Below are 21,716 nucleotides of genomic sequence, written 5' to 3' on the forward strand. Positions count from 1 at the left end.
GGCCTTTACTTAGTGCCTTGTGCGGCCAGTGTCACGAAAGGATCATAAAACCTGACACTGCGACGCAGGTTTTTCGCGGCGGCGGTGGTGCGCCCTAGTTTGTGGTGCCGCAGGTGCCCACCAACTGCTCATACTGGGTGGTCAGCCAGCCCAGGGCCTGTTCCGGGTCGCGCTCTGCGATATTGTCGGTAAGCTTGGCGAACACTACGGCCGAGCGGCTGTCATCGACCATCGGGATCGGGTCGCTGGTAATGATCATATCATAGACGAAGAAGGCCACAGCCACCAGCAGCGCGCCGCGCGCCACGCCGAACAGAAAGCCAAGCCCCTGATCGACACCGCCCAGGGCCGAACGCTGTACCAGCGACGAAAACAGCGGCGTGAAGATCGACACCACGATCAGCGCCAGCGCGAACACGGCGGCGAAGGCGGCGATGATCGACAATTCGCAACTGTCTGCGATCAGCGAATCCAGCACCGGGATCTGCTTGACCAGCGGTTCGGCCTGCGGCGCGAACATGAAGGCCAGCACCGCCGCGGCGATCCAGCCCAGAATGGCCATGCCTTCGCGCACGATCCCGCGCGAATAGGCCAGAATGGCCGATAGCACGATAACCGCGGCCACGACCGCGTCGATAATGGTGAAACCGTCCATGTCCCGCTCCTGCGTGGCTTATCCAGCCCCGAATATCTCTCCAACAAACGCCGTGAGATCCGCCATTTCGCGAAGCGTTATCCCGGCGCTGCCCCCGGTTTTTCCGTGTGCGGGAGCGATTGCCTGTGTGAAACCAAGTTTTTGCGCTTCTTTCAACCTGTTTTCGGTCTGACCGACCGGACGCAGGGCGCCCGACAGGCTGATCTCGCCGAAAACCACCGTATCGGCGGGCAGGGCCACATCCTCGCGCGCGCTCAGCAAGGCGGCGGCCACGGCCAGATCGGCGGCGGGTTCGGTCACCTTCATGCCGCCCGCCACGTTCAGGAACACGTCGAGCCCGGCAAAGGGGATGCCGCAGCGCGCCTCGAGCACCGCCAGCGTGGTCGACAGCCGCCCCGCGTCCAGTCCGACCACGGTGCGCCGCGGCGTGCCAAGGGGCGAGGGTGCGACCAGCGCCTGAATCTCGGTCAGCACCGGGCGTGTGCCCTCGATCCCGGCAAAGACGGCCGAACCCGAGGCGGGCCGGTCGCGGTCGGACAGAAACAGCGCCGACGGGTTCGCGACCTCGGCCAGCCCGGCGCCGGTCATCTCGAACACGCCGATTTCGTCGGCGGGGCCGAAGCGATTCTTGACGGCGCGCAGGATGCGGAACTGGTGGCCGCGCTCGCCCTCGAAATAAAGCACGGTGTCGACCATGTGCTCGACCACACGGGGGCCGGCGATCTGGCCGTCCTTGGTGACGTGGCCGACCAGCACCACCGCGACGCCCGTGCGCTTGGCGAAGGTGACCAGTTCATGCGCGGCGGCGCGGACCTGGGCCACGCTGCCCGGTGCGCTGTCCACATGATCGGCCCACATGGTCTGAATCGAATCGATGATCGCCAGGCCGGGGCGTTCCGCGTCCAGCGTGGTCAGAATGTTGCGCAGATTGGTTTCGGCCGCCAGTTTCACCGGCGCCTCGGCCAGACCCAGACGCTGGGCGCGCATCCGGACCTGGGCGCTGGCCTCTTCGCCCGAGACATAGATGCACGACAACCCGGTCCGCGCGAACGAGGCCGCGGCCTGTAGCAGAAGCGTGGATTTTCCGATGCCCGGATCGCCGCCCACCAGAATGGCCGAGGCCGGGACCAATCCGCCGCCCAGCACCCGGTCCAGTTCCGCCATGCCGGCGCTGCTGCGCGGCGGCGGGGCCTCCTGGGTGGCCAGATCGAACAGCGGCACCGGTTTGCCGCGCGCGCCGCCCAGCGTTTTCGCCGCCGGGCCGGAGGAGAGCGGCGCCTCTTCGGCGATCGTGTTCCAGGCGCCGCAGGCGTCGCAGCGCCCGGCCCATTTCTTGTGCGCGGCGCCGCAGGCGGTACAGGTGAACTGGGTGGTCGGTTTTGCCATGCCCCTTCCTGCCCGAGCGGCGGGGCAGGATCAAGCGCCACGTCAGGGGGGCTCTGCCCCCCGCGCCCGATGGGCGCACCCCCCGGGATATTTCGCCCAAAGCAAGCGGCAAACGAAGCGCCCTGCCTCAAAGCCAGAGACAGGGCGCCTTGCTTTGGACGGTCATCGGCGTCCCCGCCTGTACCGTGCGGCCAGTGTTGCACCGATTCCTTTTGCTTTGGTTAAAATATCCGCGCCGCAGGCAGCCCGCGTCAGCGGGCTTTGGGACGCGACAGCAGTGACAAGCCCAGCGAGGCGAGGATGCAGAACGTGAACAGGTAAAGCCCCCAGGCGACCTCGACCCGGCCGACGCCGACGCCCTTGGCGATGACGACATAAAGTGCGATCAGGAACACATCGGCCATCGCCAGCTTGCCCATCACCGTCAGCGCGGGCAGCAACCGGGGCGGGGCCAGCCCGAACTGGATCAGCGCCAGGCCGATGGTTTTCAGATAGGGCGCGACCAGCGCAAGGGCGGTGACGATCAGCGCCAGCGGGATATCGCTGCGCCACAGGCTGTGCAGGCCCGAGATGACCGAGATTTCGGACATGCCGAACAGCGGAAGGAGCCCCGCGCGCAGAAGCGGGGCAAACCAGGCGATGGGGAACAGGATCAGCAGGGCGAGGTTGGCGAGTTTCAGCGCCACTACCGGACCGCCTCGATCGGCCCCTCTGCACGGCCGTGAATGAACTGGTCCAGATAGGGGTCGCCGCTATTGTCCAGTTGCGTCACCGGGCCGGTCCATTTGATCACCCCGTCATGCAGCATCGCCACCTTGTCGGCAATCGCCCGGACCGAGCTCATGTCATGGGTGATGGTCATGGCGGTGGCACCCATTTCGGTCACGATCTCGCGGATCAACTCGTTGATTACGCCGGCCATGATCGGGTCCAGCCCCGTGGTGGGTTCGTCGAAAAAGATGATCTGCGGGTCGGCGGCGATGGCGCGGGCCAGGCCCACGCGTTTCTGCATCCCGCCCGACAACTCGGCCGGGAACAGGTCGGCCACTTCGGGCTTCAACCCGACGCGGCGCAGTTTCTCGATCGCGATCTCGCGCGCCTCGGCCTTGGGGCGTTTCAGCGAACCGCGCAGCAGGCGAAAGGCCACATTCTGCCAGACGGACAGCGAATCGAACAGCGCGCCACCCTGAAACAGCATCCCGAAATGGGCCAGAAAGGTATCGCGCTCGGCCTTGGTCACGTCCTGACCGTCGAGTAGGATCGTGCCGCTGTCGTGCTTTATCAGCCCGAGGATACATTTCAGCGCCACCGACTTGCCGGTGCCCGAGCCGCCGATGATGACCATGCTTTCCCCGGTGGGAATCGTCAGGTCCACCCCACGCAGCACCCTGTTGCTGCCGAACGCCTTATGAACATCGCGCAGCTCGATCATTCGGTGAAAAACGCCTCTGTCAGCAGATAATTGGTGGACAGGATCAGGACCGAGGCGGCCACGACCGCCGATTTGGTGGCCCGGCCCACGCCCTGGGCGCCGCGGCCCGAATGCATCCCGTAATAGCAGCCCACGATCGCCACGACGAAGCCGAAGACCGCGCCCTTGACCAGACCCGAGCCCACATCCCAGAATTCCAGGAAATCCACGGTGTTCTTTAGGTAATTGGCCGGGTTGAAGCCCAGCCGCTCGATCCCCACGACATAGCCGCCCATGATGCCAAGGATGTCGCCGATGCCCACCAGAACCGGCACCGCCAGCGTCGCGGCCAGCACCCGTGGCACGGTCAGATAACGCATCGGATCGGTCGACAGGGTCACCAGTGCGTCGATCTGCTCGGTCACTTTCATCGTGCCGATCTCGGCGGCGATCGACGACGCGACCCGCGCGGCCACCATCAGCCCGCCCATCACCGGGCCCAATTCGCGCGTCATGCCGATCGCGACGATCGAGGGCACAACCTGTTCGGCGTTGAACCGCGCGCCGCCGGCATAGATCTGCAGCGCCAGCGCGGCGCCGGTGAAGATCGCGGTCAGCGCCACCACCGGCAGGCTGAAATAGCCGATGGTCAGCAGCGCGTGGCCGAATTCGCGAAAATAGAAGGGCGGGCGTGCCAGCGCGGCCAGGGTCTGGGCGACGAACAGAACGCCGCGCCCCAGCCCGGCCAGCATCGCCAGCGTATTGCGGCCGATCGAGGCCAGCACGTGGGTCACCATCATGCGGCCCCCCCGGTGTAACGGCGGGCATAGCGCGCGCCCAGCGAGGTCAGGATTTCATAGCCGATCGTGCCTGCGGCCCCGGCCAGGTCATCGACGCCCTGATCGGGGCCGAGGATGTCCAGCGCGCGCGGAGCCGCGGCCAGATGGGTGATATTCACGGTGATCAGATCCATCGACACACGTCCGGCAATGGGGCAGGGGGTGCCCTCGAAAAACAAATGCGCCTTGTTACCCATGGCGCGGATCAGCCCGTCGGCATAGCCGCTGGCGACGGTGGCGATCACGGCGGGCTCTTCGGCGACCCAGGTCGCGCCGTAGCCCACGCTTTCGCCGGGCTCGACCTCGCGGGTCTGGATCACCGGCAGCGACAGATGGGCGACGGGGTGGGCCTTTTCGAACGGGGCGCCGCCGTACAGGCCGATGCCGGGGCGGGTCAGTTCGAAGTGATAGTCGGGGCCCAGCAGGATGCCGCCGGTCGCCGCCAGCGATCGGGCCACGCCGGTGCCGTCGGTCATGGCGTGGAACATCGCCAGCTGCGCGGCATTCTGGGGGTGGTCGGGGTCGTCGGCGCAGGCCAGATGGCTCATGATCAGCTGCGGCCCCGCGCCAAGCGCGATCTCGGCCACCGCCGCCCATTCGGCCATTTCCATGCCCAGCCGGTTCATGCCGGTATCAAGCTGAATGCCGAAAGGGTGACCCGGCAGCGCCTCGATATGGCGGGTCAGTTGTTCGACCGAATTCAGCATCGGCACCAGATCCAGATCGTGGATCATGTCGGTATCGCCCGGCATATGCCCGCTGAAGACGCTGATTTCCGGGCCGCGGCCCAGCACCTCGCGTACGGCGGCGCCTTCTTCGGCGACGGCCACGAAGAATCGCCGCGCCCCGGCCTGTGCCAGCGCCCGCGCCACCGGCCCCACGCCCAGCCCGTAGCCGTCGGCCTTGACCACGGCTGCGGTTTCCACGCTGTCGGCCGAGGCCGCGTCCAGCGTCTTCCAGTTGCGCACCAGCGCGTCGAGATCAATCGTGAGGGTTCCGGTCGCCATGGGTAAGGGTTTGAGTTGACGGGCTGGCAAGGTCAAGGGGGAAAACGCGTCCGGCGGGTGCCGCAGGGGGCCGGTCAGGGGGGCGTCGTGTCGTCGGGCCGGGATCGGGGCCGCGAGATCAGCAAGGTGACATCGACCAGCACACGCGGGATCGACATGCCGCCGGGGCAGGTCAGGTATTGCGGGGTCCAGACCGGGCCGAATTTCTGCTTGAAGGCGCGCAGCCCCTCGAAGCCATAGAATTCATCGCCGCGCCGGTAAATCAGCGTGCCGATGCGGCTCCAGACCGGGGCGAGCGGGTGACGGCTGAGCCCTGACAGCTGTGCCGCGCCAAGGTTGAACCAGCGATAGCCCTGGGACTGGCCATAAAGGATCGTCTCGGTCATCAGCGCATCCATCATCACCGGCGAAATGCCCGGCAGATAGCGCATCAGGTCGATGGCGATTTCTTCATCATGGGCGCCGCGCCACAGGTTGGCAAAGGCCACGATCCGGCCTTCGTGACGCAGCACGGCCAGATCGAATTCAGCCAGGTAACCGGGGTCGAACCGGCCCAGCGAAAACGACTTTTCGTTGCCCTTGCGGCTGTCCATCCAGGTGTCCGATACCGTACGCAGGGCGTCGATATTTGCGGGTACCTCTGCGCGGGGCAGGATGCCGAACACCAGCCCGTCGCGGGTGGCCCGGCTGCGCGCATAGCGCAGATCCTTGCGCTGCGAGCCTTCCAGCGAAAAGGCGGCCAGATCGATCCGGGCCAGTTCGCCGGTTTTCAGAATGGCATGGCCAAGATCCAGGAGCTGGGTCATGCGCGCGGCGGACACGCCATAGAATACCGGGCGGCCGCCCACGCGGTCGGCGCGTTCGGCCAGGTCCCAGATCAACGCGGTGCCGGCCTCGGTCGCGCCGACCGGCCCACCCAGGCAGACCCAGCTGCGCCCGGACACCGCATACATCAAAAAGGCGTCCTCGTCGGGCGACACCAGGAACTGCTTGTCACCCAGCAGCGCCAACTGCCGGGAGCTTTCGGGGCAGTCGGCCAACAGTTTGCGGACCGCGTCGGGCACAGGGGCCGGGCGGGGCGGGGCATGCAGTGGCCGGTTGATCAGCGCGTCCAGCGCCAGCGCCGCGGCGGCGATGGTCAGGGCGAAGGTGGCGCGCAGGAACCGGGGCGCATCGCCATGCCAGGCAAAGCTCCACCACAGTTCGGTGCGGTAGTCGACATTGCGGTACCCCAGAAAGCCGATTAGCGTGACCGCGCCCAATGTGATCCCGATCAGGATCAGCGTACCGGCACCGGGGCGGAAGCTGCGCCAGTCGCCGCGCCGGTAAAACGTCTTGCGCGCGGCGAACAGCGCCGCGGCCACCAGCACCAGCAGCGCGGCCTCTTCCCAGTCCAGCCCCTTGGCCAGCGCAAACACCGCGCCCGCCAGCAGCACCGCCGTCGCCGCCAGCCGCGCCTGCGCCATCCGCAGCGCCAGCCCGCGCGACAGCACGATCAGCGCCAGCCCGGCCAGACTGGCCGACAGGTGCGAGGCTTCGGCGAAGGGCAGCGGCAGCGCATCGCGCAGCAACGCCGTGCGCCAACTGGTTTCGGGCAACGCGCCCGACAGCAGCAGCACCAGACCGCCCAGAAAGACCAGCGCCGCGATCAGATAGGGCGCGATCCGGCCAGACAGCAGGAACAGCCCGACCACCGGCTGCCCCCAGGGCGCCAGACGGGCAAGCCAGGCCGCCACCCGGCGTGGTTCGGACGGGGCGGCAGGGCCTTCTTCAGCCACGCCTTTGGCCTTTCGTGCGCACCGGGCGGAGCCGGTCAGAACCTGTCATCCGTCCCTTGCTGCCATGGCTTCACCAGATTGCCGAACCGGGTAAACCGGCCCTCGAAGCTCAGATCGACCGTGCCGATCGGGCCGTGCCGCTGCTTGCCGATCACGACCTCGGCCTTGCCGTGCAGGGCCTCCATCTCTTCTTGCCACTTGGCCATGGCCTCCAGATTGTCGTCGCCGGGCTTTTCGCGTTCTTTGTAATATTCGCCACGATAGACAAACATTACCACGTCGGCGTCCTGCTCGATCGAGCCCGATTCCCGCAGATCCGACAGCTGCGGGCGCTTGTCCTCGCGACTTTCGACCTGACGCGACAACTGCGACAGCGCGACCACCGGGATGTCCAGCTCCTTGGCTATGGCCTTCAAGCCTTGGGTGATTTCCGACACCTCGTTCACCCGGCTGTCCTTGGCGGAGGCGGGGCGCACCAGTTGCAGATAGTCCACGAACAGCACGTCCAGCCCGTGGGTCCGCTTCAGCCGCCGGGCCCGGGCGGCCAACTGCGAAATCGGCAGCGCCGGCGTGTCGTCGATGAACAGCGGGCAGGCCTCCAGCTGTTTGGCGGCCTCGACAAAGCGGCGGAACTCGGCCTCGGTCATGTCGCCGCGCCGGATCTGTTCGGACGGCACTTCCGAAGCTTCCGACAGGATCCGCGCGGCCAACTGTTCGGCCGACATCTCCAGCGAATAGAACCCGACCACGCCGCCATCCACCGCACCTTCGCCGCCATCGTTCAGCGTGCCCTTCTTATAGGCCTTGGCAATGTTGAAGGCGATGTTGGTCGCCAGCGAGGTCTTGCCCATCGACGGCCGCCCGGCAAGGATCAGAAGGTCCGACCGGTGCAGCCCGCCCAGCTTCTTGTCCATGTCGATCAGGCCGGTGGACAGGCCGGCCAGCCCGCCTTCGCGCTGATAGGCGGCATTGGCCACATTCACCGCATCGGTCACCGCCTTCAGAAACGACTGGAACCCGCTTTCGGACTGGCCCTGCTCGCCCAGCTTGTAAAGCGCCTGCTCGGCCTCGACGATCTGGGCCTTCGGCTCGCTGTCGACGGCGACGGTCGCCGCCTTGGCCGAAATATTGCGCCCCAGCTCGATCAACTCGCGCCGGATCGCGAAATCATAGATCATCTGGGCATAGTCGCGCGCCGCGAAAGACGAAATCGCAGCCCCCGCCAGCCGCGCCAGATAGGCCGGGCCACCCAGTTCCTTCAGGCCCTCGTCCTCGGCCAGAAACGCCTTCAGCGTGACCGGCGAGGCCAGCGCGTTCTTCTGGATGCGCGCGGCGGCGACTTCGTAGATCCGGGCGTGGACAGGCTCGTAGAAGTGATGCGGCTGGATGATGGACGCAACCCTGTCGAACACATCGTTATTCGTCAGGATCGCGCCCAGTAGCTGCTGCTCGGCCTCGATGTTATGGGGGAGCGTTCCGCTCTCTTCACTGCTCGGTTGGTCTTGCCGGATTGCGGCGATCTCGTTCATTCCCTGCCCCTGTCATTTAGCGAGACTGCATAGCTGAACGCGCTGTGCCCGATCAAATTGTATAAGTCTGTGGATAGCCTGTGGACACAGACGATACCATAAACTTTGCGGTAATGCGCGGGGGGTGCCACAATAATTTGCGACCCGCCATAGGTGCCCACGCGCAGGGATTTTCCCGCGAACGGGGGCCGCGCCGGGACCTCGCGGTGCTGCGGGGGCCGCGGCGCGGGCGAATCGTCAGCCCTTTTGCCGGGCCTCCTGCCAGGCGCGCGGGGCGTTCAGGAACGACTCGACCTCGGCCAGGGTGTCCGCGTCGAACGCGCCCGACGCCTTGGCCTCGGCCAGCACGTCCCACCAGGTGCACAGGTGGTGCAGGGCGACGCCGTGGTCGCCCAGCCGCGCCTCGGTGCCCTCGAAGATGCCGTAATAGAAAATCACCGCCGTGTGGCCGCAGCTGGCACCGGTGTCGCGGATCGCATCGACGAAGGACAGCTTCGAGCCGCCGTCGGTGGTCAGATCCTCGATCAGAAGCACCCGCTCGCCCTCGGTCATGACGCCCTCGATCCGGGCGTTGCGGCCGTAGCCCTTGGGCTTCTTGCGCACATAGGTCATCGGCAGCGCCAGCCGTTCGGCCATCAGCGCGGCAAAGGGGATGCCTGCCGTTTCACCGCCGGCGATATTGTCGAACGCCTCGAACCCGGCCTCGCGCATCACGGTGACGGCCAGGAAATCCATCAGCGTGCTGCGGATGCGCGGGAAAGAGATCAGCTTGCGGCAGTCGATATAGGTCGGCGACGGCAGGCCCGAGGCCAGGGTGAACGGCTCTGCCGCATTGAAATGCACGGCCTTGATTTCCAGCAGCATCCGCGCGGTCAGCCGGGCGATTTCCGTCTTGTCAGGAAAGGAGGAAGGGATCATGGGGGCACCTTTCAGCTTCTTTTTCGTTCAAATATCCCCGCCGGAGGCAAGAAAACTCTTTGGCGCGCCCGTCCTACGACACGCACCAGTGCAGCGCGAAGCCGGGGTCGAACACGGTCACCGGCCCGGCGCCGGTCTCGATCTTGGCGGGATAGGTTACCGGGTCGCCCTTGGTCAGGGTGATGGTTTTCGTGTTGGCCGGCAGGCCGTAAAAGGCCGGGCCGTTCAGGCTTGCGAAGGCTTCCAGCATGTCCAGCGCGCCCTCGGCCTCGAACACCTCGGCCAGGCAGGACATCGTGTTGGTCGCCGAAAACACCCCGGCACAGCCGCAGGCGCTTTCCTTGGCCGGATCGGTGTGGGGGGCGCTGTCGGTGCCCAGGAAAAACCGCGCATCGCCCGAGGTGGCGGCCGAGACCAGCGCCAGCCGGTGGCTTTCGCGCTTGGCAACGGGCAGGCAATAGTAATGCGGCTTGATCCCGCCCACCAGGATATGGTTGCGGTTGATGATCAGGTGATGGGTGGTGATCGTGGCGCCCAGATCGCACCCGGCGGACTGCACATAGGCCACCCCGTCGGCGGTGGTGATATGTTCCATCACCACGCGCAGGCCCGGCGTGGCCTGGCGGATCGGATCCAGCACCCGGTCGATGAACACCGCCTCGCGGTCGAAAATATCCACCTCCGGGTCGGTCACCTCGCCATGGACACACAGCGGCATCCCGATCTCGGCCATCTTTTCCAGCACGCCGCGCACCCGGTCGAAATCGCTGACCCCCGAGGCCGAATTGGTGGTGGCCCCGGCGGGGTACAGCTTTACCGCCGTTGCCAGCCCGCTGGCATGGGCGGCGGCGACATCGGCGGCGTCGGTGTCTTCGGTCAGGTAAAGCGTCATCAGCGGGGTGAATTCCGCGCCGTCGGGCAGGGCGGCCAGAATGCGGTCGCGATAGGCGGCGGCCTGGGCGCCGGTCACCACGGGCGGCACCAGATTGGGCATCACGATCGCGCGACCGAAATGACGCGCGGTTTCGGGCAGCACGCCTTGCAGCATCGCGCCGTCGCGCAGATGCAGGTGCCAGTCGTCGGGGCGGCGGAGGGTCAGCTTTTGTGTCATGGCCCCGGCGTTACACAATTGGCGGCGCGGTTTCCAGTCTCTATCGCGCGGGGGTGACGCGCGGGGGTGCGGGGCGGCGGCGCGCAGCATTTCGGCGGGGCGCTTGAAATAAGGGCATTGCTGCGGTGCGGCATCGTGCTAGACTTAGCTTTGTCCGTATCTCGGATATGAGGGGGCCATGTTGGACGGCGTACAGGCCGCAAAGGCCGGAACGATCATGCAGCGCACGCGCGGGCGGGCCGAGGTGGTACTGGCCGCCGCGCCCGGTGGTGCACGGCTGACCAATCTGCACCAGTCGGGCTCGGCCAAGGCGATGCTGCCGCGCATTCACGCGTCCCGGCCCGAGGTGGTGTTCCTGAACACCGCCGGCGGGCTGACCGGCGGTGATCATATGCGCTTTGGCCTGACGCTGGCGCCTGGCGCCTCGGCCACCGCGACCACGCAAACGGCAGAGCGGGCCTATGCCGCCGGCGGCGGGGTGGCGCGACTGGATATCGAGATGCGGGTGGGCGCGGGCGGCGCGCTGGACTGGCTGCCGCAGGAAACGATTCTGTTCGAGCATTCGGCGCTGACCCGGCGCACCACGGTCGCGCTGGCGGGCGATGCGCGGCTTTTGATGGTCGAAATGGTGGTGCTGGGCCGCACCGCGATGGGCGAGACCCTGCATCACGCGGCGCTGCATGACAGCCGCCATGTGACGCGCGACGGGCGCCCGGTTCTGATCGAGCCGCTGCGCCTGACCGCCGACACGCTGGCCCGTCGCGACGCCACGGCCGGGTTGCGGGGCGCGCGCGCCTTTGCGACCCTTGCGCTTGTCGCGCCGGGGGCCGAAGATGCGCTGACCCCGCTGCGCGGCGCGCTGCCGGCAGACGGGTGCGAGGCCGCGGCCTCGGCCTGGGATGGCAAATGCGTGGCGCGGTTTATCAGCACCGAGGCCGCGCCGCTGCGCCGGGCGCTGGCGCGGGCGATCACGACACTCCGGGGCGGGCCGCTGCCCCGGGTCTGGCAAATCTGAGGAGACGGCATGAACCTGACGCCGCGTGAAAAAGACAAGCTTCTGATCAGCCTGGCGGCGATGGTCGCCCGCGGGCGGCTGGACCGGGGGGTAAAGCTGAACCACCCCGAGGCGATCGCGCTAATCACCGATTACGTGGTCGAGGGCGCGCGCGACGGCCGCGCCGTGTCCGATCTGATGGAGGCCGGGGCCCATGTGATCACCGCGGATCAGTGCATGGCCGGCATCCCCGAAATGATCCACGAGGTGCAGGTCGAGGCGACCTTTCCCGACGGCACCAAACTTGTCACCGTTCACCACCCGATCCGCTAACAAGGAGAGTTTATGAAACGTCTGATCACCCTTGCCGCCGGCCTGACCGCCGCCACCCCCGCGCTGGCCCATGACGGGATGCATCTGCACCCGCACGGGGTCGATGTGGCCACCGCCCTGTTGATGGGCGGCGCCCTGGTTGTCATCGCCGCCGCCGCCGCCGTGGCGGTCCGTGTGCGCAAATGATCCCCGGCGAGCTGTTCACGGCCGAGGGGGAAATCACCCTCAATGCCGGGGCAACGGCGATCACGCTGACCGTGGCCAATACCGGCGACCGGCCGGTGCAGGTCGGCAGCCACTATCATTTCGCCGAAACCAATACTGCGCTTGAGTTCGACCGTGCGGCCGCTTTCGGCACGCGGCTGGATATTGCCGCCGGCACCGCCGTGCGGTTCGAACCCGGCCAGACCCGCGATGTGGCGCTTGTGCCGCTGTCGGGTGCGCGCCGGGTTTTCGGCTTCAACCAAAAGGTCATGGGCGATCTGGACGCCTGACCGGAAAGGACGCCAATCATGGTTTGTGTCACACCTGTGGGATACACTGCCGCCCCCTATGCCACTGCAATGCAGTTCTGGGTGAAAAGCATGGAAATGCAGATGTCGATGGCCAAGGCCTGGTTCGACATGCTGCAGCGGATGAACCCGTTGCTGCCTGCGGTCGATATCGAAGAACTGGCAAAGCACCACCCTGCGCCCGCGCCGAAACCCGCGCCCGCGCCGAAGCCGGTTGCACGCAAGGCGACCCGGCCACGGGTGCCGCCCAAGACGGTGACCGAAAAAGCGGCGCCCGCGCCGAAGGTCGAGGTGGCAGAGAGCAAGCCCGCAGCCAAACCCGCAACGCGCCGCAAACCCGCAGCCAAGCCCACAGCCGCCAAACCCGCCGCTTCGACACCGGCCCCGGCGCCGCAAGAGGCCAAGCCGCTCAGCGAAGCGGCAAAAGCCGCGCAGCGCCGCCGCAAGCAGCCGGCCAAGCCTGACCAGCCGTTTCAGGAATGAAGGTGGGTCAGTTCGCGCGGCATCATCCCGCCCCGATCGACCTGTGGCGCACGGGGCTTGAGTTATGGCACCTGTCGCTTGAGGCGCAGATGGTCGTCACCATGCGCGTGATGGGCATGGCCGGGATCTGGTCGGTCACGCCCAACGAAACGCAGCGGATGTTCGGCGAGAAACTGCCGGCCTTCATCGATGCGGCCCTTGCCGCCCACAACTCTGCCTCGCGGGGCGAGCGGCCCGACCAGATTCTGGTGGCGGCGATCCGCCCGATCCGTGGCGAAACCTATGCCAACTCCCGCCGCCTGGCGCGCCGCGGGGTCCGCCCCATGCCCAAGTGGCAGATGACACTTTAGGAGATCCCGAAACATGCCCGCCAAAATCTCCCGCGCGGCTTATGCCGATATGTATGGTCCGACCACCGGGGACCGGGTGCGCCTGGCCGATACCGATCTGATCATCGAGGTCGAGCGCGACCTGACCACCTACGGCGAAGAGGTGAAATTCGGCGGCGGCAAGGTGATCCGCGACGGCATGGGCCAGTCCCAGGTCACGCGCGCGGGCGGGGCGGTGGATACGGTGATCACCAACGCGCTGATCCTGGATCATACCGGCATCTACAAGGCCGATGTGGGGCTGCGGGGCGGGCAGATCGTCAAGATCGGCAAGGCCGGCAACCCCGATACCCAGCCTGGTGTCGATATCATCATCGGCCCCGGGACCGAGGCGATCGCCGGCGAGGGCAAGATCCTGACCGCCGGCGGCTTCGACAGCCATATCCATTTCATCTGCCCGCAGCAGGTGGACGATGCGCTGCATTCAGGCATGACCACGATGCTGGGCGGCGGCACGGGACCCGCGCATGGTACGCTGGCCACCACCTGCACGCCGGGGCCGTGGCATCTGGGCCGGATGATGCAGGCGCTGGACGGGCTGCCGATGAATTTCGGCCTGTCGGGCAAGGGCAATGCCAGTCAGCCCGCCGCTTTGGTCGAGATGGTCAAGGCCGGGGCCTGCGCGCTGAAGCTGCACGAGGATTGGGGCACCACGCCCGCCGCCATCGACTGCTGCCTGTCGGTGGCCGACGACATGGATGTGCAGGTGATGATCCACACCGATACCCTGAATGAAAGCGGCTTCGTCGAAAACACCGTGGCGGCGATGAAGGGCCGCACTATCCACGCCTTCCACACCGAAGGCGCGGGCGGCGGCCATGCCCCCGATATCATCAAGGTGGTGGGCGAGGCGCATGTGATCCCGTCCTCGACCAACCCGACGCGGCCCTATACGGTCAACACGCTGGAAGAGCATCTGGATATGCTCATGGTCTGCCACCACCTCGACAAGGCGATCCCCGAGGATGTGGCCTTTGCCGAATCCCGCATCCGCAAGGAAACCATTGCGGCCGAGGATATCCTGCACGACATGGGCGCGTTTTCGATCATCGCGTCCGACAGCCAGGCCATGGGCCGGATTGGCGAGGTGATCATCCGCACCTGGCAGACCGCCCACAAGATGAAGGTGCAGCGCGGGCGGCTGGCCGAGGAGGCCGGCGAGAACGACAATGTCCGCGTCAAACGTTATGTGGCGAAATACACGATCAACCCGGCCATCGCGCATGGCATGTCGGCCCATATCGGCAGCGTCGAGGTGGGCAAGCGCGCCGATCTTGTGCTGTGGTCGCCGGCGTTTTTCGGTGTGAAGCCCGAGATGGTGCTGATCGGCGGCACGATTGCCGTGGCGCAGATGGGCGACCCCAATGCCTCTATCCCGACGCCGCAGCCGGTCTATACCCGCCCGATGTTCGGGGCGCTGGGCCGGTCCTTGGAAAATTCGTCGGTCACCTTCGTGTCGGCGGCGGCACAGGCCGACGGGATCGGCGCGGCGCTGGGGCTGCGCAAGCAGACCGTAGCGGTGGAAAACACCCGCAATATCGGCAAGGCCGACATGGTGATGAACGCCGAAACCCCGCAGATCGAGGTGAACCCCGAAACCTATGAGGTGCGCGCCAATGGCGAGCTTCTGACCTGCGAACCGGCCTCTGAACTGCCAATGGCGCAGCGCTATTTCATGTACTGAGGCGGCGGCGTTTGGGGGGGGGGCGCCACCGGGGTGAACGTTTCCCCAACGCGGCCTCTGCAATCCGGCTATGCAGGAACGGCATTTGAACTGTCTGCACTACTGACCTATTCTGAAGGTAAGGGAGGAAACAACTGTACCCCAGGAGTTTCCGGATGGCACAAACCGCACTCAACCACGGCGTTCCCGCCTTTTCTTTCACTTCGGTCTTTTCCGGTTTCGGACGTGCGATCGTCCGCATGATGGAAAACAATCCGCGCATGCGTCAGATCGAAGAGCTGAACAACACCAGTGACGAAGATCTCGCCGCCCGTGGTGTAAGCCGCGAAGATGTCGTGCGCCACATCTTCCGCGACCGTCTGTATATCTGAACGGTTTCGGCTTTTCCCGGGCTGCGCCGCCGCCTATGCTGATCCGCAAATCCCGGTTTGACGGAGCGGCAGAATGGCGGCGGATCTCCCTTGTGCGTATGAAATCGCCCGGTGCGGGCACTGGTCCGGCGCGGCAGATACGGTGACGCTCAGCTATGAGGATCGGTTTTTGCGCCGCAAGCGGCTGACCGGCGAAACCGGCATGGTGTTCCGGGTCGATCTGCCCGAAACCGCCAGTCTGGATGCGGGCGATGCGTTCCGGCTGAAAGATGGCCGCCTGATCGCGGTCGCCGCCGCCGAAGAGGCGCTGTTGCAGATCACGGGCCCCGGCCTGACCCGGCTGGCCTGGCATATCGGCAACCGCCACACCCCCTGTCAGATCGAGGAAAACCGCCTGCTGATCCAGCGCGACCATGTGCTGGCCGACATGCTGGCGCGGCTGGGGGCCATGGTCACAGCGGTGACGGCCCCCTTTACCCCCGAGGGTGGCGCCTATGGCCACGGGCGCACGATGGGCCATGCCCACGGCCCGGCGGAACACGAGCAATCCCACGATCATGACCATGCGCACGGGTCCCATCATCACCACGGCTGACACATATAGGGAACCGGCGACCGCCGATCTGCTGACCCTGACCCAATGGCTGTCGCCCGCCTTTCCGGTGGGGGGCTTCGCCTATTCGCACGGGCTGGAACAGGCGATCGCGGCGGGCGAGGTGACGGATTCCGCCGGGCTGGAGGCCTGGCTGCGCGTGGTGCTGGAGGAGGGGGCGGGCGCGGTCGATGCCACGCTTTTGTGTCTGGCGCTGGCGGGCGGCGATCTGGCCGATATCGCCCGCGCGCTGGCCCCCTCGCGCGAGCGGCTGGAAGAGGCCGAGGCCCAGGGCCGCGCCTTCGTCGCCACGGTGAACGGGCTTTATGGCGGCGACCTGCCGCCGATGCCGCTGCCGGTGGCGGTCGGGGTGGCGGCGCGGCGGCTGTCGCTGGGCGCCGATCAGGTGGCGGCGCTTTACCTGCACGGGTTTGCGTCCAACCTGATCTCGGCCGGGGTGCGGTTCATCCCCTTGGGCCAGACAGACGGCCAGCGCATCCTATCAAACCTGCACGGCACGGTCGCCGCCATTGCGGTTCGCGCCGCCAGGGCCGGATTAGAGGATTTGGGCAGTGCCGCCCTTGGCGCCGATCTGGCGGCGATGCGGCACGAGACCCTGGATGTGAGGATTTTTAAGACATGACCAGCCCCAACGGCCCTTTGCGCATCGGGATCGGCGGCCCGGTCGGCGCGGGCAAGACCACGCTGACCGAACAGCTGTGCCGGGTGCTGGCGCAGAAATATTCCGTCGCCGTTATCACCAACGACATCTACACTGCCGAGGATGCCGAATATCTGATGCGCGCGCAGGTGTTGCCGCTGGACCGGATCAGGGGGGTCGAAACCGGCGGCTGCCCGCATACCGCGATCCGCGAGGATGCCAGCATCAACCTGGCGGCGGTGGCCGATTTCCGCGACCGCATCCCCGATCTGGATCTGATCCTGATCGAAAGCGGCGGCGACAATCTGGCCGCGACGTTCAGCCCGGAACTGGCCGATCTGACGCTTTATGTGATCGATACGGCGGCCGGGCAGGACATTCCGCGCAAGAAGGGGCCGGGGATCACCCGCTCGGATCTGCTGATCGTCAACAAGACCGATCTGGCGCCCTATGTTGGCGTCGACACGGCGCTGCTGGAAAGCGATGCGCGCGCGGCGCGGGGCGCGCGGCCTTTCGTGATGGCGGCGTTGAAAACGGGCCAGGGCGTGGACCGCATCGTCGCCTTCATCGAAGAGCAAGGCGGGCTTTGACGCTTATTCGCCGGCCAGAACCTCGTCCAGCCAGGGGGGGGCGGTGGCATCGGTCGCGGCCAGGGTTTCGGCGGCCTGTTTCAGGCGCTTGCGAAACAGCGGTGCGCGCATCCGGCTGCTGACGCTGTGGCACAGAAGCGCGGTCAGATAGGGGCGCTGTTCACTGTCGAGCGTTTCCAGCAGCCGCCGCAGATAGGGTTTGTGCGCACGGCGTGCGCGAAACAGCCGGTGAAACACCGACTCGGTCAGTTTGCCCTCGCAGGCGGCGTCGATCATTTCGGGCAGTACGCCCATGTTCATCAGATCGGCCTCGACCGTGCCGTTCAGCCAGCGGCAGCGCAGCTTGGAGACGTTGGGACGGGTGAACAGCGCGGCATGGATCGAATCCAGCGACACATCGGGATCGTACAGGATGAAGGCGTGATTGGCGGCTTCGAGCATGTCGGGGGCATAGCCATAGCGGTCGGTGAACGACAGCCGCCGATGCGCGCGAAAGCGCGGATCCCATTCGGTCACGCGCGGATCCAGCGTGGCCTGCGGGCACAGCGCGATCACCGTGGCGCCGGGCGCGGCCACCGAAAACGCCGCCGCCGCATAGCCGCACATGCCCGCGCCATAGAACACCACACGGTCGAATTCCTCGAAGAACCCATTGTCGACCAGCTGATCGAAATAGCCATAAACGGCGGGATCGCGGAACCAGTTTTCGCTGTCGGTCAGCAGGGTCAGCATCGACCAGCCTGCATCCTCGGCCAGATCAAAGGCCTTCGGCATACTGTCGGGTGCGTCGCCCAGGCTGTCGGCGGTTTCGAAGCTGACCAGCAGGGTGGGCGTTTCATTGACGAACAGCGCCGCGTGCGAGCGGCCCAGGCGCTCGAATTCGCCGCGGTCGTTGCCCACGGTGCTTAGATGCGGAAACCAGGCGCGTTCGCTCATGTCGTCTGGGCGCGGGTCGAGCTGCATTGGGTGCCTCATGCGGTCCCGTCCTTGCCCGGCCATACCAAGGCGGGCGGGACGTGTTCGTTGTGTGATGTGGCTTTTCTGACCGAACATTGGGGCGGAAATTGGCGGGGGGCGGGGCATTTTTGCGGACCCTCAACCTGGCGTAGAACGGCTCAGGATCGGCTCATCGTGGCCGTTAGTGCGCCCATGCCGACAAGCGCCCCGCCGCCTGCGCGATTCATCCATTTCAGCACCGAAGGCCGCCGGATTCGGGTGCGCAACCGATCTGCCAGAAACGCATAAATCAGCGCATTCAGTGCGGCCAAAGTGACAAATGTGGCGATCAGCGTGGCGAATTGCGGCATGATTGCGGCATCCGGGCGGATGAATTGCGGCACGAAGGCGATAAAGAAGGCGATGGATTTCGGGTTCAGCGCCGTCACCGCCGCCGCATGGCCAAAGATCGTGCGGGCCGGTTTTTCCTCGGGCGTCAGATCCTCCAGCGACAGCGTCGGGCGGCTGCGCAGCAGCTTGACCCCGAGATAGACCAGATAGGCCGCACCCACCCATTTCAGCACCGTGAACACGGTGGCAGAGGTCAGCACCAGCGCCCCCAGCCCGGCCAGCGAGGCCGACATGGCGATGAAATCCCCAAGTGCGACGCCAAGCGCCATGCTGACCGCCACCCGGCGCCCCTGGGTCAGGGCATAGGACATCACCAACAGGATCGTGGGGCCGGGGATGATCAGCAACACGCAGGACGCGGCGACAAAGGCCAGCCAAAGGTCGAAAGGCATCGGTTTGCTCCTGTCTGGCGCTCACCGGGCGGGCGGCCCTTTTTGCGGATGAGCGCGGATTAGAAAAACGCCTGCAACCCGGTCTGCGCGCGGCCCAGAATCAGGGCATGCACATCATGGGTGCCCTCGTATGTATTCACGGTTTCCAGGTTTGCCATATGGCGCATGACCTGAAATTCTTCGGAAATGCCGTTGCCGCCATGCATATCGCGCGCCATGCGGGCGATTTCCAGCGCCTTGCCGCAATTGTTGCGCTTGATCAGGCTGACCATCTCGGGGGCGGCGCGGGCCAGATCCATCATCCGTCCGACCTGCAGCGCGGCCTGAAGGCCAAGGCTGATCTCGGTCTGCATATCGGCCAGCTTCTTCTGGAACAGCTGGGTCTGCGCCAGCGGCCGGCCGAACTGGGTGCGGTCGAGCCCGTATTGCCGCGCCGCGTGCCAGCAGAATTCCGCCGCACCCAACGCCCCCCAGGCGATACCGTAGCGCGCCCGGTTCAGACAGCCGAACGGGCCCTTCAGCCCCTCGACATTGGGCAAAAGCGCGTCCTCGCCGACCTCGACCCCGTCCATCACGATCTCGCCGGTGACCGAGGCGCGCAGGCTGAGCTTGCCCTTGATCTTCGGTGCCGACAGACCCTTCATGCCCTTTTCCAGCACGAAACCCTTTATCTTGCCACCATGCGCGTCGGACTTGGCCCAGACCACGAAGACATCGGCGAAGGGGGCGTTGGAAATCCACATCTTGGCGCCGGTCAGGCGATAGCCGGTCGCGGTCTTTTCGGCCCGGGTCGTCAGGCTGCCGGGATCACTGCCCGCGTCGGGTTCGGTCAGGCCGAAACATCCGATCAGCGCGCCCGAGGCGAGGCCGGGCAGGTATTTGCGACGCTGCTCTTCGCTGCCATAGGCATAGATCGGATAGATCACCAGCGACGACTGCACCGACATCATCGACCGATAGCCCGAATCCACCCGCTCCACCTCGCGCGCGATCAGGCCGTAGGTGACGTAAGACGCGCCCAGCCCGCCGTATTCCTCGGGCAATGTCGCGCCCAGCAGGCCGGCATCGCCCATTTCGGCGAAAATCTCCGGCTCGGCGCGTTCCTCGCGGTAGGCGGCGATGACGCGCGGCTGCAGCCGGTCCTGGGCAAAGGCGTGGGCGCTGTCGCGCAGCATCCGCTCCTCGACACTCAGCTGATCCTCCAGCCGCAGCGCATCCTCCCAGGTGAAACGCGAAAGTCCGGGGGCGTCTTTGGGCTTGAGGGCGGGCATGGCTGTTCTCCTGTCTGGTGTCCGTGCAAGGCTTAAGCGAATGCGCCGGGCGGGGCAATCGCGCCGGTCACTGCTGCGCGCGGGGCTTTGCGTTTCGCGCTTAATCGTGATCAAGGTGGTAAAAATCGCGCCCTGTACAACGGAAAACCTGGGCCGGTCCGTATCATACCGATGGGACCGCAAAGATGAAGGCAGGCAAGGCATGAGCGAACGTCAGGACAGCATTCAGAAGACACTGCAGGTTGGCAAGCATCGGCGCAAGGTTCCGGGCTGGGCCAAGGCGGTGGCCGTGCTGGCCGTCGCGGCGCTGGCGGTGTGGTTCTTTGTGCTGCGGGGCGATCAGGCGGGCGGCGTCAGCTATCAGACCGAGGCGGTGCAGCGCAGCGATCTGTCGGTCACGGTATCGGCCACCGGCACGGTGGAGCCCACCAATCTGGTCGAAATCTCGTCCGAGTTATCGGGCACGCTGGCCGAGGTCGATGTGGATTTCAACGACACGGTCGAGGTCGGGCAGGTTCTGGCCCAGCTCGACACCACCAAGCTGGAGGCCCAGGCCGAGGTGCAAAGGGCCAATCTGGTCGCCGCCGAAGCGCGGGTCGAACAGGCGCAGGTCTCGTTTCAGGAAGCCTATGACAACTTCATCTCGTCCGAACAACTGGAGGCGCGCGGCATCACCCCGCATCTGACCTTCGTGGCGACGCGGGCGGCCTATGAGCGTTCGGTCGCGGCGTTGCAGATCGCCGATGCCGACCGGGCGCTGGCCCAGGCCAACCTGGATCTGATCCACGCCGATCTGGCCAAGGCGGTAATCCAGTCGCCGATCAAGGGCACGATCCTGGATCTGGATGCCGATCCGGGTCAGATCGTGGCCTCGTCGCTGTCGGCGCCGATCCTGTTCACCATCGCCGAGGATCTGGCCAGCATGGAATTGCAGGTCGATGTGGACGAGGCCGATATCGGCATGGTCGCCGTGGGCAACATGGCCGAATTCACCGTCGAGGCCTATGACAACGAGGTGTTCCCGGCCCAGATCACCGAGGTGCGCTATGCCTCGGAAACGGTGGACGGGGTTGTGACCTACAAGGCGATCCTGATGATCGACAATACCGATCTGCGGCTGCGCCCCGGCATGACCGCCACTGCCGACATCACCGTGACCGACGTGGCGGACGCGCTGTTGGTGCCCAATACGGCGCTGCGCTTCGCCCCGCCGCAGGTGGTCGAGAAGGACGACAGCGCCTCGAGCAGCGGGCTTGTCGGGTTGATCATGCCCAGCCGTCCGGGCAGCCGGTCCGGTGGCAACGGCGTGAATGCGGGCAAGACGGTCTGGGTGCTGAAGGATGGGCAGGCACAGAAGGTTGAGGTTCAGGTCGGCCTGAGCGATGGCAGCTACACCGCGATTGTGGGCGGCGATCTGGCCGAGGGCGATCTGGTGATCACCGACCAGACCGAGGCGAAGTAAC

25 protein-coding genes are annotated in these 21,716 nt (G+C 66.0%); 12 read left to right on the forward strand and 13 right to left on the reverse strand.

What is annotated here, in order from left to right; all coding sequences use genetic code 11:
• Nucleotides 1-94: 94 nt before the first annotated feature.
• From ACSR1C_RS11140 to pyrC, 10 genes are all read right to left on the reverse strand, one after another.
• Nucleotides 95-655 carry a CvpA family protein gene (locus tag ACSR1C_RS11140; protein ID WP_460259399.1) on the reverse strand — a complete coding sequence of 187 codons (561 nt, stop codon included), beginning with the start codon at nt 653-655 and terminating at the stop codon, nt 95-97.
• Between the two features lie 18 nt (nt 656-673).
• Nucleotides 674-2,041, reverse strand: a complete 1,368-nt coding sequence (gene radA, locus ACSR1C_RS11145; RefSeq protein ID WP_460259398.1) for a DNA repair protein RadA — start codon at nt 2,039-2,041, stop codon at nt 674-676.
• 251 nt (nt 2,042-2,292) lie between these two features.
• A complete protein-coding gene (locus ACSR1C_RS11150; RefSeq protein WP_460259397.1) occupies nt 2,293-2,727 on the reverse strand; it encodes a paraquat-inducible protein A in 435 nt (144 codons plus the stop codon).
• The gene (locus ACSR1C_RS11155; protein WP_460259396.1) at nt 2,727-3,473 is read right to left on the reverse strand and encodes an ABC transporter ATP-binding protein; all 747 of its coding nucleotides are present in this window, start codon (nt 3,471-3,473) and stop codon (nt 2,727-2,729) included. The genes ACSR1C_RS11150 and ACSR1C_RS11155 overlap by 1 nt, the downstream gene beginning before the upstream one ends.
• On the reverse strand, nt 3,470-4,249 hold the full coding sequence (locus ACSR1C_RS11160) for an MlaE family ABC transporter permease (protein WP_460259551.1): 780 nt from the start codon (nt 4,247-4,249) through the stop codon (nt 3,470-3,472). The genes ACSR1C_RS11155 and ACSR1C_RS11160 overlap by 4 nt, the downstream gene beginning before the upstream one ends.
• A complete protein-coding gene (alr, locus tag ACSR1C_RS11165; protein WP_460259395.1) occupies nt 4,249-5,298 on the reverse strand; it encodes an alanine racemase in 1,050 nt (349 codons plus the stop codon). Before alr ends, ACSR1C_RS11160 begins: the two co-directional genes overlap by 1 nt.
• A gap of 74 nt (nt 5,299-5,372) precedes the next feature.
• The gene (locus ACSR1C_RS11170; protein WP_460259394.1) at nt 5,373-7,076 is read right to left on the reverse strand and encodes a phosphatidylglycerol lysyltransferase domain-containing protein; all 1,704 of its coding nucleotides are present in this window, start codon (nt 7,074-7,076) and stop codon (nt 5,373-5,375) included.
• A 35-nt stretch (nt 7,077-7,111) separates the two neighbouring features.
• Nucleotides 7,112-8,605 (reverse strand): replicative DNA helicase, encoded by a 1,494-nt coding sequence (locus ACSR1C_RS11175; RefSeq protein WP_460259393.1) that lies wholly within the window; start codon nt 8,603-8,605, stop codon nt 7,112-7,114.
• Between the two features lie 237 nt (nt 8,606-8,842).
• Entirely contained in the window at nt 8,843-9,523 is a 681-nt protein-coding gene (locus ACSR1C_RS11180) for an orotate phosphoribosyltransferase (protein ID WP_460259392.1), read from the reverse strand.
• Nucleotides 9,524-9,596: 73 nt separating this feature from the next.
• Nucleotides 9,597-10,634, reverse strand: a complete 1,038-nt coding sequence (pyrC, locus tag ACSR1C_RS11185; RefSeq protein ID WP_460259391.1) for a dihydroorotase — start codon at nt 10,632-10,634, stop codon at nt 9,597-9,599.
• A 178-nt stretch (nt 10,635-10,812) separates the two neighbouring features.
• Here pyrC and ACSR1C_RS11190 point away from each other — a divergent pair, with 178 nt between their 5' ends.
• The 11 genes from ACSR1C_RS11190 (at nt 10,813) to ureG (ending at nt 17,243) form a co-directional block, all read left to right on the forward strand.
• Entirely contained in the window at nt 10,813-11,649 is an 837-nt protein-coding gene (locus ACSR1C_RS11190) for an urease accessory protein UreD (RefSeq protein WP_460259390.1), read from the forward strand.
• A gap of 9 nt (nt 11,650-11,658) precedes the next feature.
• A complete protein-coding gene (locus ACSR1C_RS11195) occupies nt 11,659-11,961 on the forward strand; it encodes an urease subunit gamma (protein ID WP_460259389.1) in 303 nt (100 codons plus the stop codon).
• A gap of 12 nt (nt 11,962-11,973) precedes the next feature.
• Nucleotides 11,974-12,147, forward strand: coding sequence for a hypothetical protein (locus tag ACSR1C_RS11200; RefSeq protein ID WP_460259388.1), 174 nt, complete (start codon nt 11,974-11,976; stop codon nt 12,145-12,147).
• Nucleotides 12,144-12,455 carry an urease subunit beta gene (locus ACSR1C_RS11205; RefSeq protein ID WP_460259387.1) on the forward strand — a complete coding sequence of 104 codons (312 nt, stop codon included), beginning with the start codon at nt 12,144-12,146 and terminating at the stop codon, nt 12,453-12,455. The genes ACSR1C_RS11200 and ACSR1C_RS11205 overlap by 4 nt, the downstream gene beginning before the upstream one ends.
• 18 nt (nt 12,456-12,473) lie before the next feature.
• On the forward strand, nt 12,474-12,956 hold the full coding sequence (locus ACSR1C_RS11210) for a hypothetical protein (protein WP_460259386.1): 483 nt from the start codon (nt 12,474-12,476) through the stop codon (nt 12,954-12,956).
• Nucleotides 12,957-12,958: 2 nt separating this feature from the next.
• Nucleotides 12,959-13,306 carry an antifreeze protein gene (locus tag ACSR1C_RS11215; RefSeq protein WP_460259385.1) on the forward strand — a complete coding sequence of 116 codons (348 nt, stop codon included), beginning with the start codon at nt 12,959-12,961 and terminating at the stop codon, nt 13,304-13,306.
• Between the two features lie 13 nt (nt 13,307-13,319).
• A complete protein-coding gene (ureC, locus tag ACSR1C_RS11220; protein WP_460259384.1) occupies nt 13,320-15,029 on the forward strand; it encodes an urease subunit alpha in 1,710 nt (569 codons plus the stop codon).
• Between the two features lie 155 nt (nt 15,030-15,184).
• Nucleotides 15,185-15,400, forward strand: a complete 216-nt coding sequence (locus tag ACSR1C_RS11225; RefSeq protein WP_460259383.1) for a DUF1127 domain-containing protein — start codon at nt 15,185-15,187, stop codon at nt 15,398-15,400.
• A 73-nt stretch (nt 15,401-15,473) separates the two neighbouring features.
• A complete protein-coding gene (gene ureE / locus ACSR1C_RS11230; RefSeq protein WP_460259382.1) occupies nt 15,474-15,995 on the forward strand; it encodes an urease accessory protein UreE in 522 nt (173 codons plus the stop codon).
• Nucleotides 15,964-16,635 (forward strand): urease accessory protein UreF, encoded by a 672-nt coding sequence (locus tag ACSR1C_RS11235; protein WP_460259381.1) that lies wholly within the window; start codon nt 15,964-15,966, stop codon nt 16,633-16,635. Before ureE ends, ACSR1C_RS11235 begins: the two co-directional genes overlap by 32 nt.
• A complete protein-coding gene (ureG, locus tag ACSR1C_RS11240) occupies nt 16,632-17,243 on the forward strand; it encodes an urease accessory protein UreG (protein ID WP_460259380.1) in 612 nt (203 codons plus the stop codon). The genes ACSR1C_RS11235 and ureG overlap by 4 nt, the downstream gene beginning before the upstream one ends.
• Nucleotides 17,244-17,246: 3 nt before the next feature.
• Here ureG and ACSR1C_RS11245 read toward each other — a convergent pair whose 3' ends face one another.
• From ACSR1C_RS11245 to ACSR1C_RS11255, 3 genes are all read right to left on the reverse strand, one after another.
• Nucleotides 17,247-18,218 carry a phosphoadenosine phosphosulfate reductase gene (locus ACSR1C_RS11245; RefSeq protein ID WP_460259379.1) on the reverse strand — a complete coding sequence of 324 codons (972 nt, stop codon included), beginning with the start codon at nt 18,216-18,218 and terminating at the stop codon, nt 17,247-17,249.
• Nucleotides 18,219-18,358: 140 nt separating this feature from the next.
• On the reverse strand, nt 18,359-18,982 hold the full coding sequence (locus ACSR1C_RS11250; protein ID WP_460259378.1) for a LysE family translocator: 624 nt from the start codon (nt 18,980-18,982) through the stop codon (nt 18,359-18,361).
• Between the two features lie 59 nt (nt 18,983-19,041).
• Nucleotides 19,042-20,253, reverse strand: a complete 1,212-nt coding sequence (locus ACSR1C_RS11255; protein ID WP_460259377.1) for an acyl-CoA dehydrogenase — start codon at nt 20,251-20,253, stop codon at nt 19,042-19,044.
• Between the two features lie 202 nt (nt 20,254-20,455).
• Between ACSR1C_RS11255 and ACSR1C_RS11260 the strand changes: the two genes are divergently transcribed.
• Nucleotides 20,456-21,715, forward strand: a complete 1,260-nt coding sequence (locus tag ACSR1C_RS11260) for an efflux RND transporter periplasmic adaptor subunit (protein WP_460259376.1) — start codon at nt 20,456-20,458, stop codon at nt 21,713-21,715.
• Nucleotide 21,716: the final 1 nt, after the last annotated feature.

Source organism: Actibacterium sp. D185-2 (genome assembly GCF_054954595.1).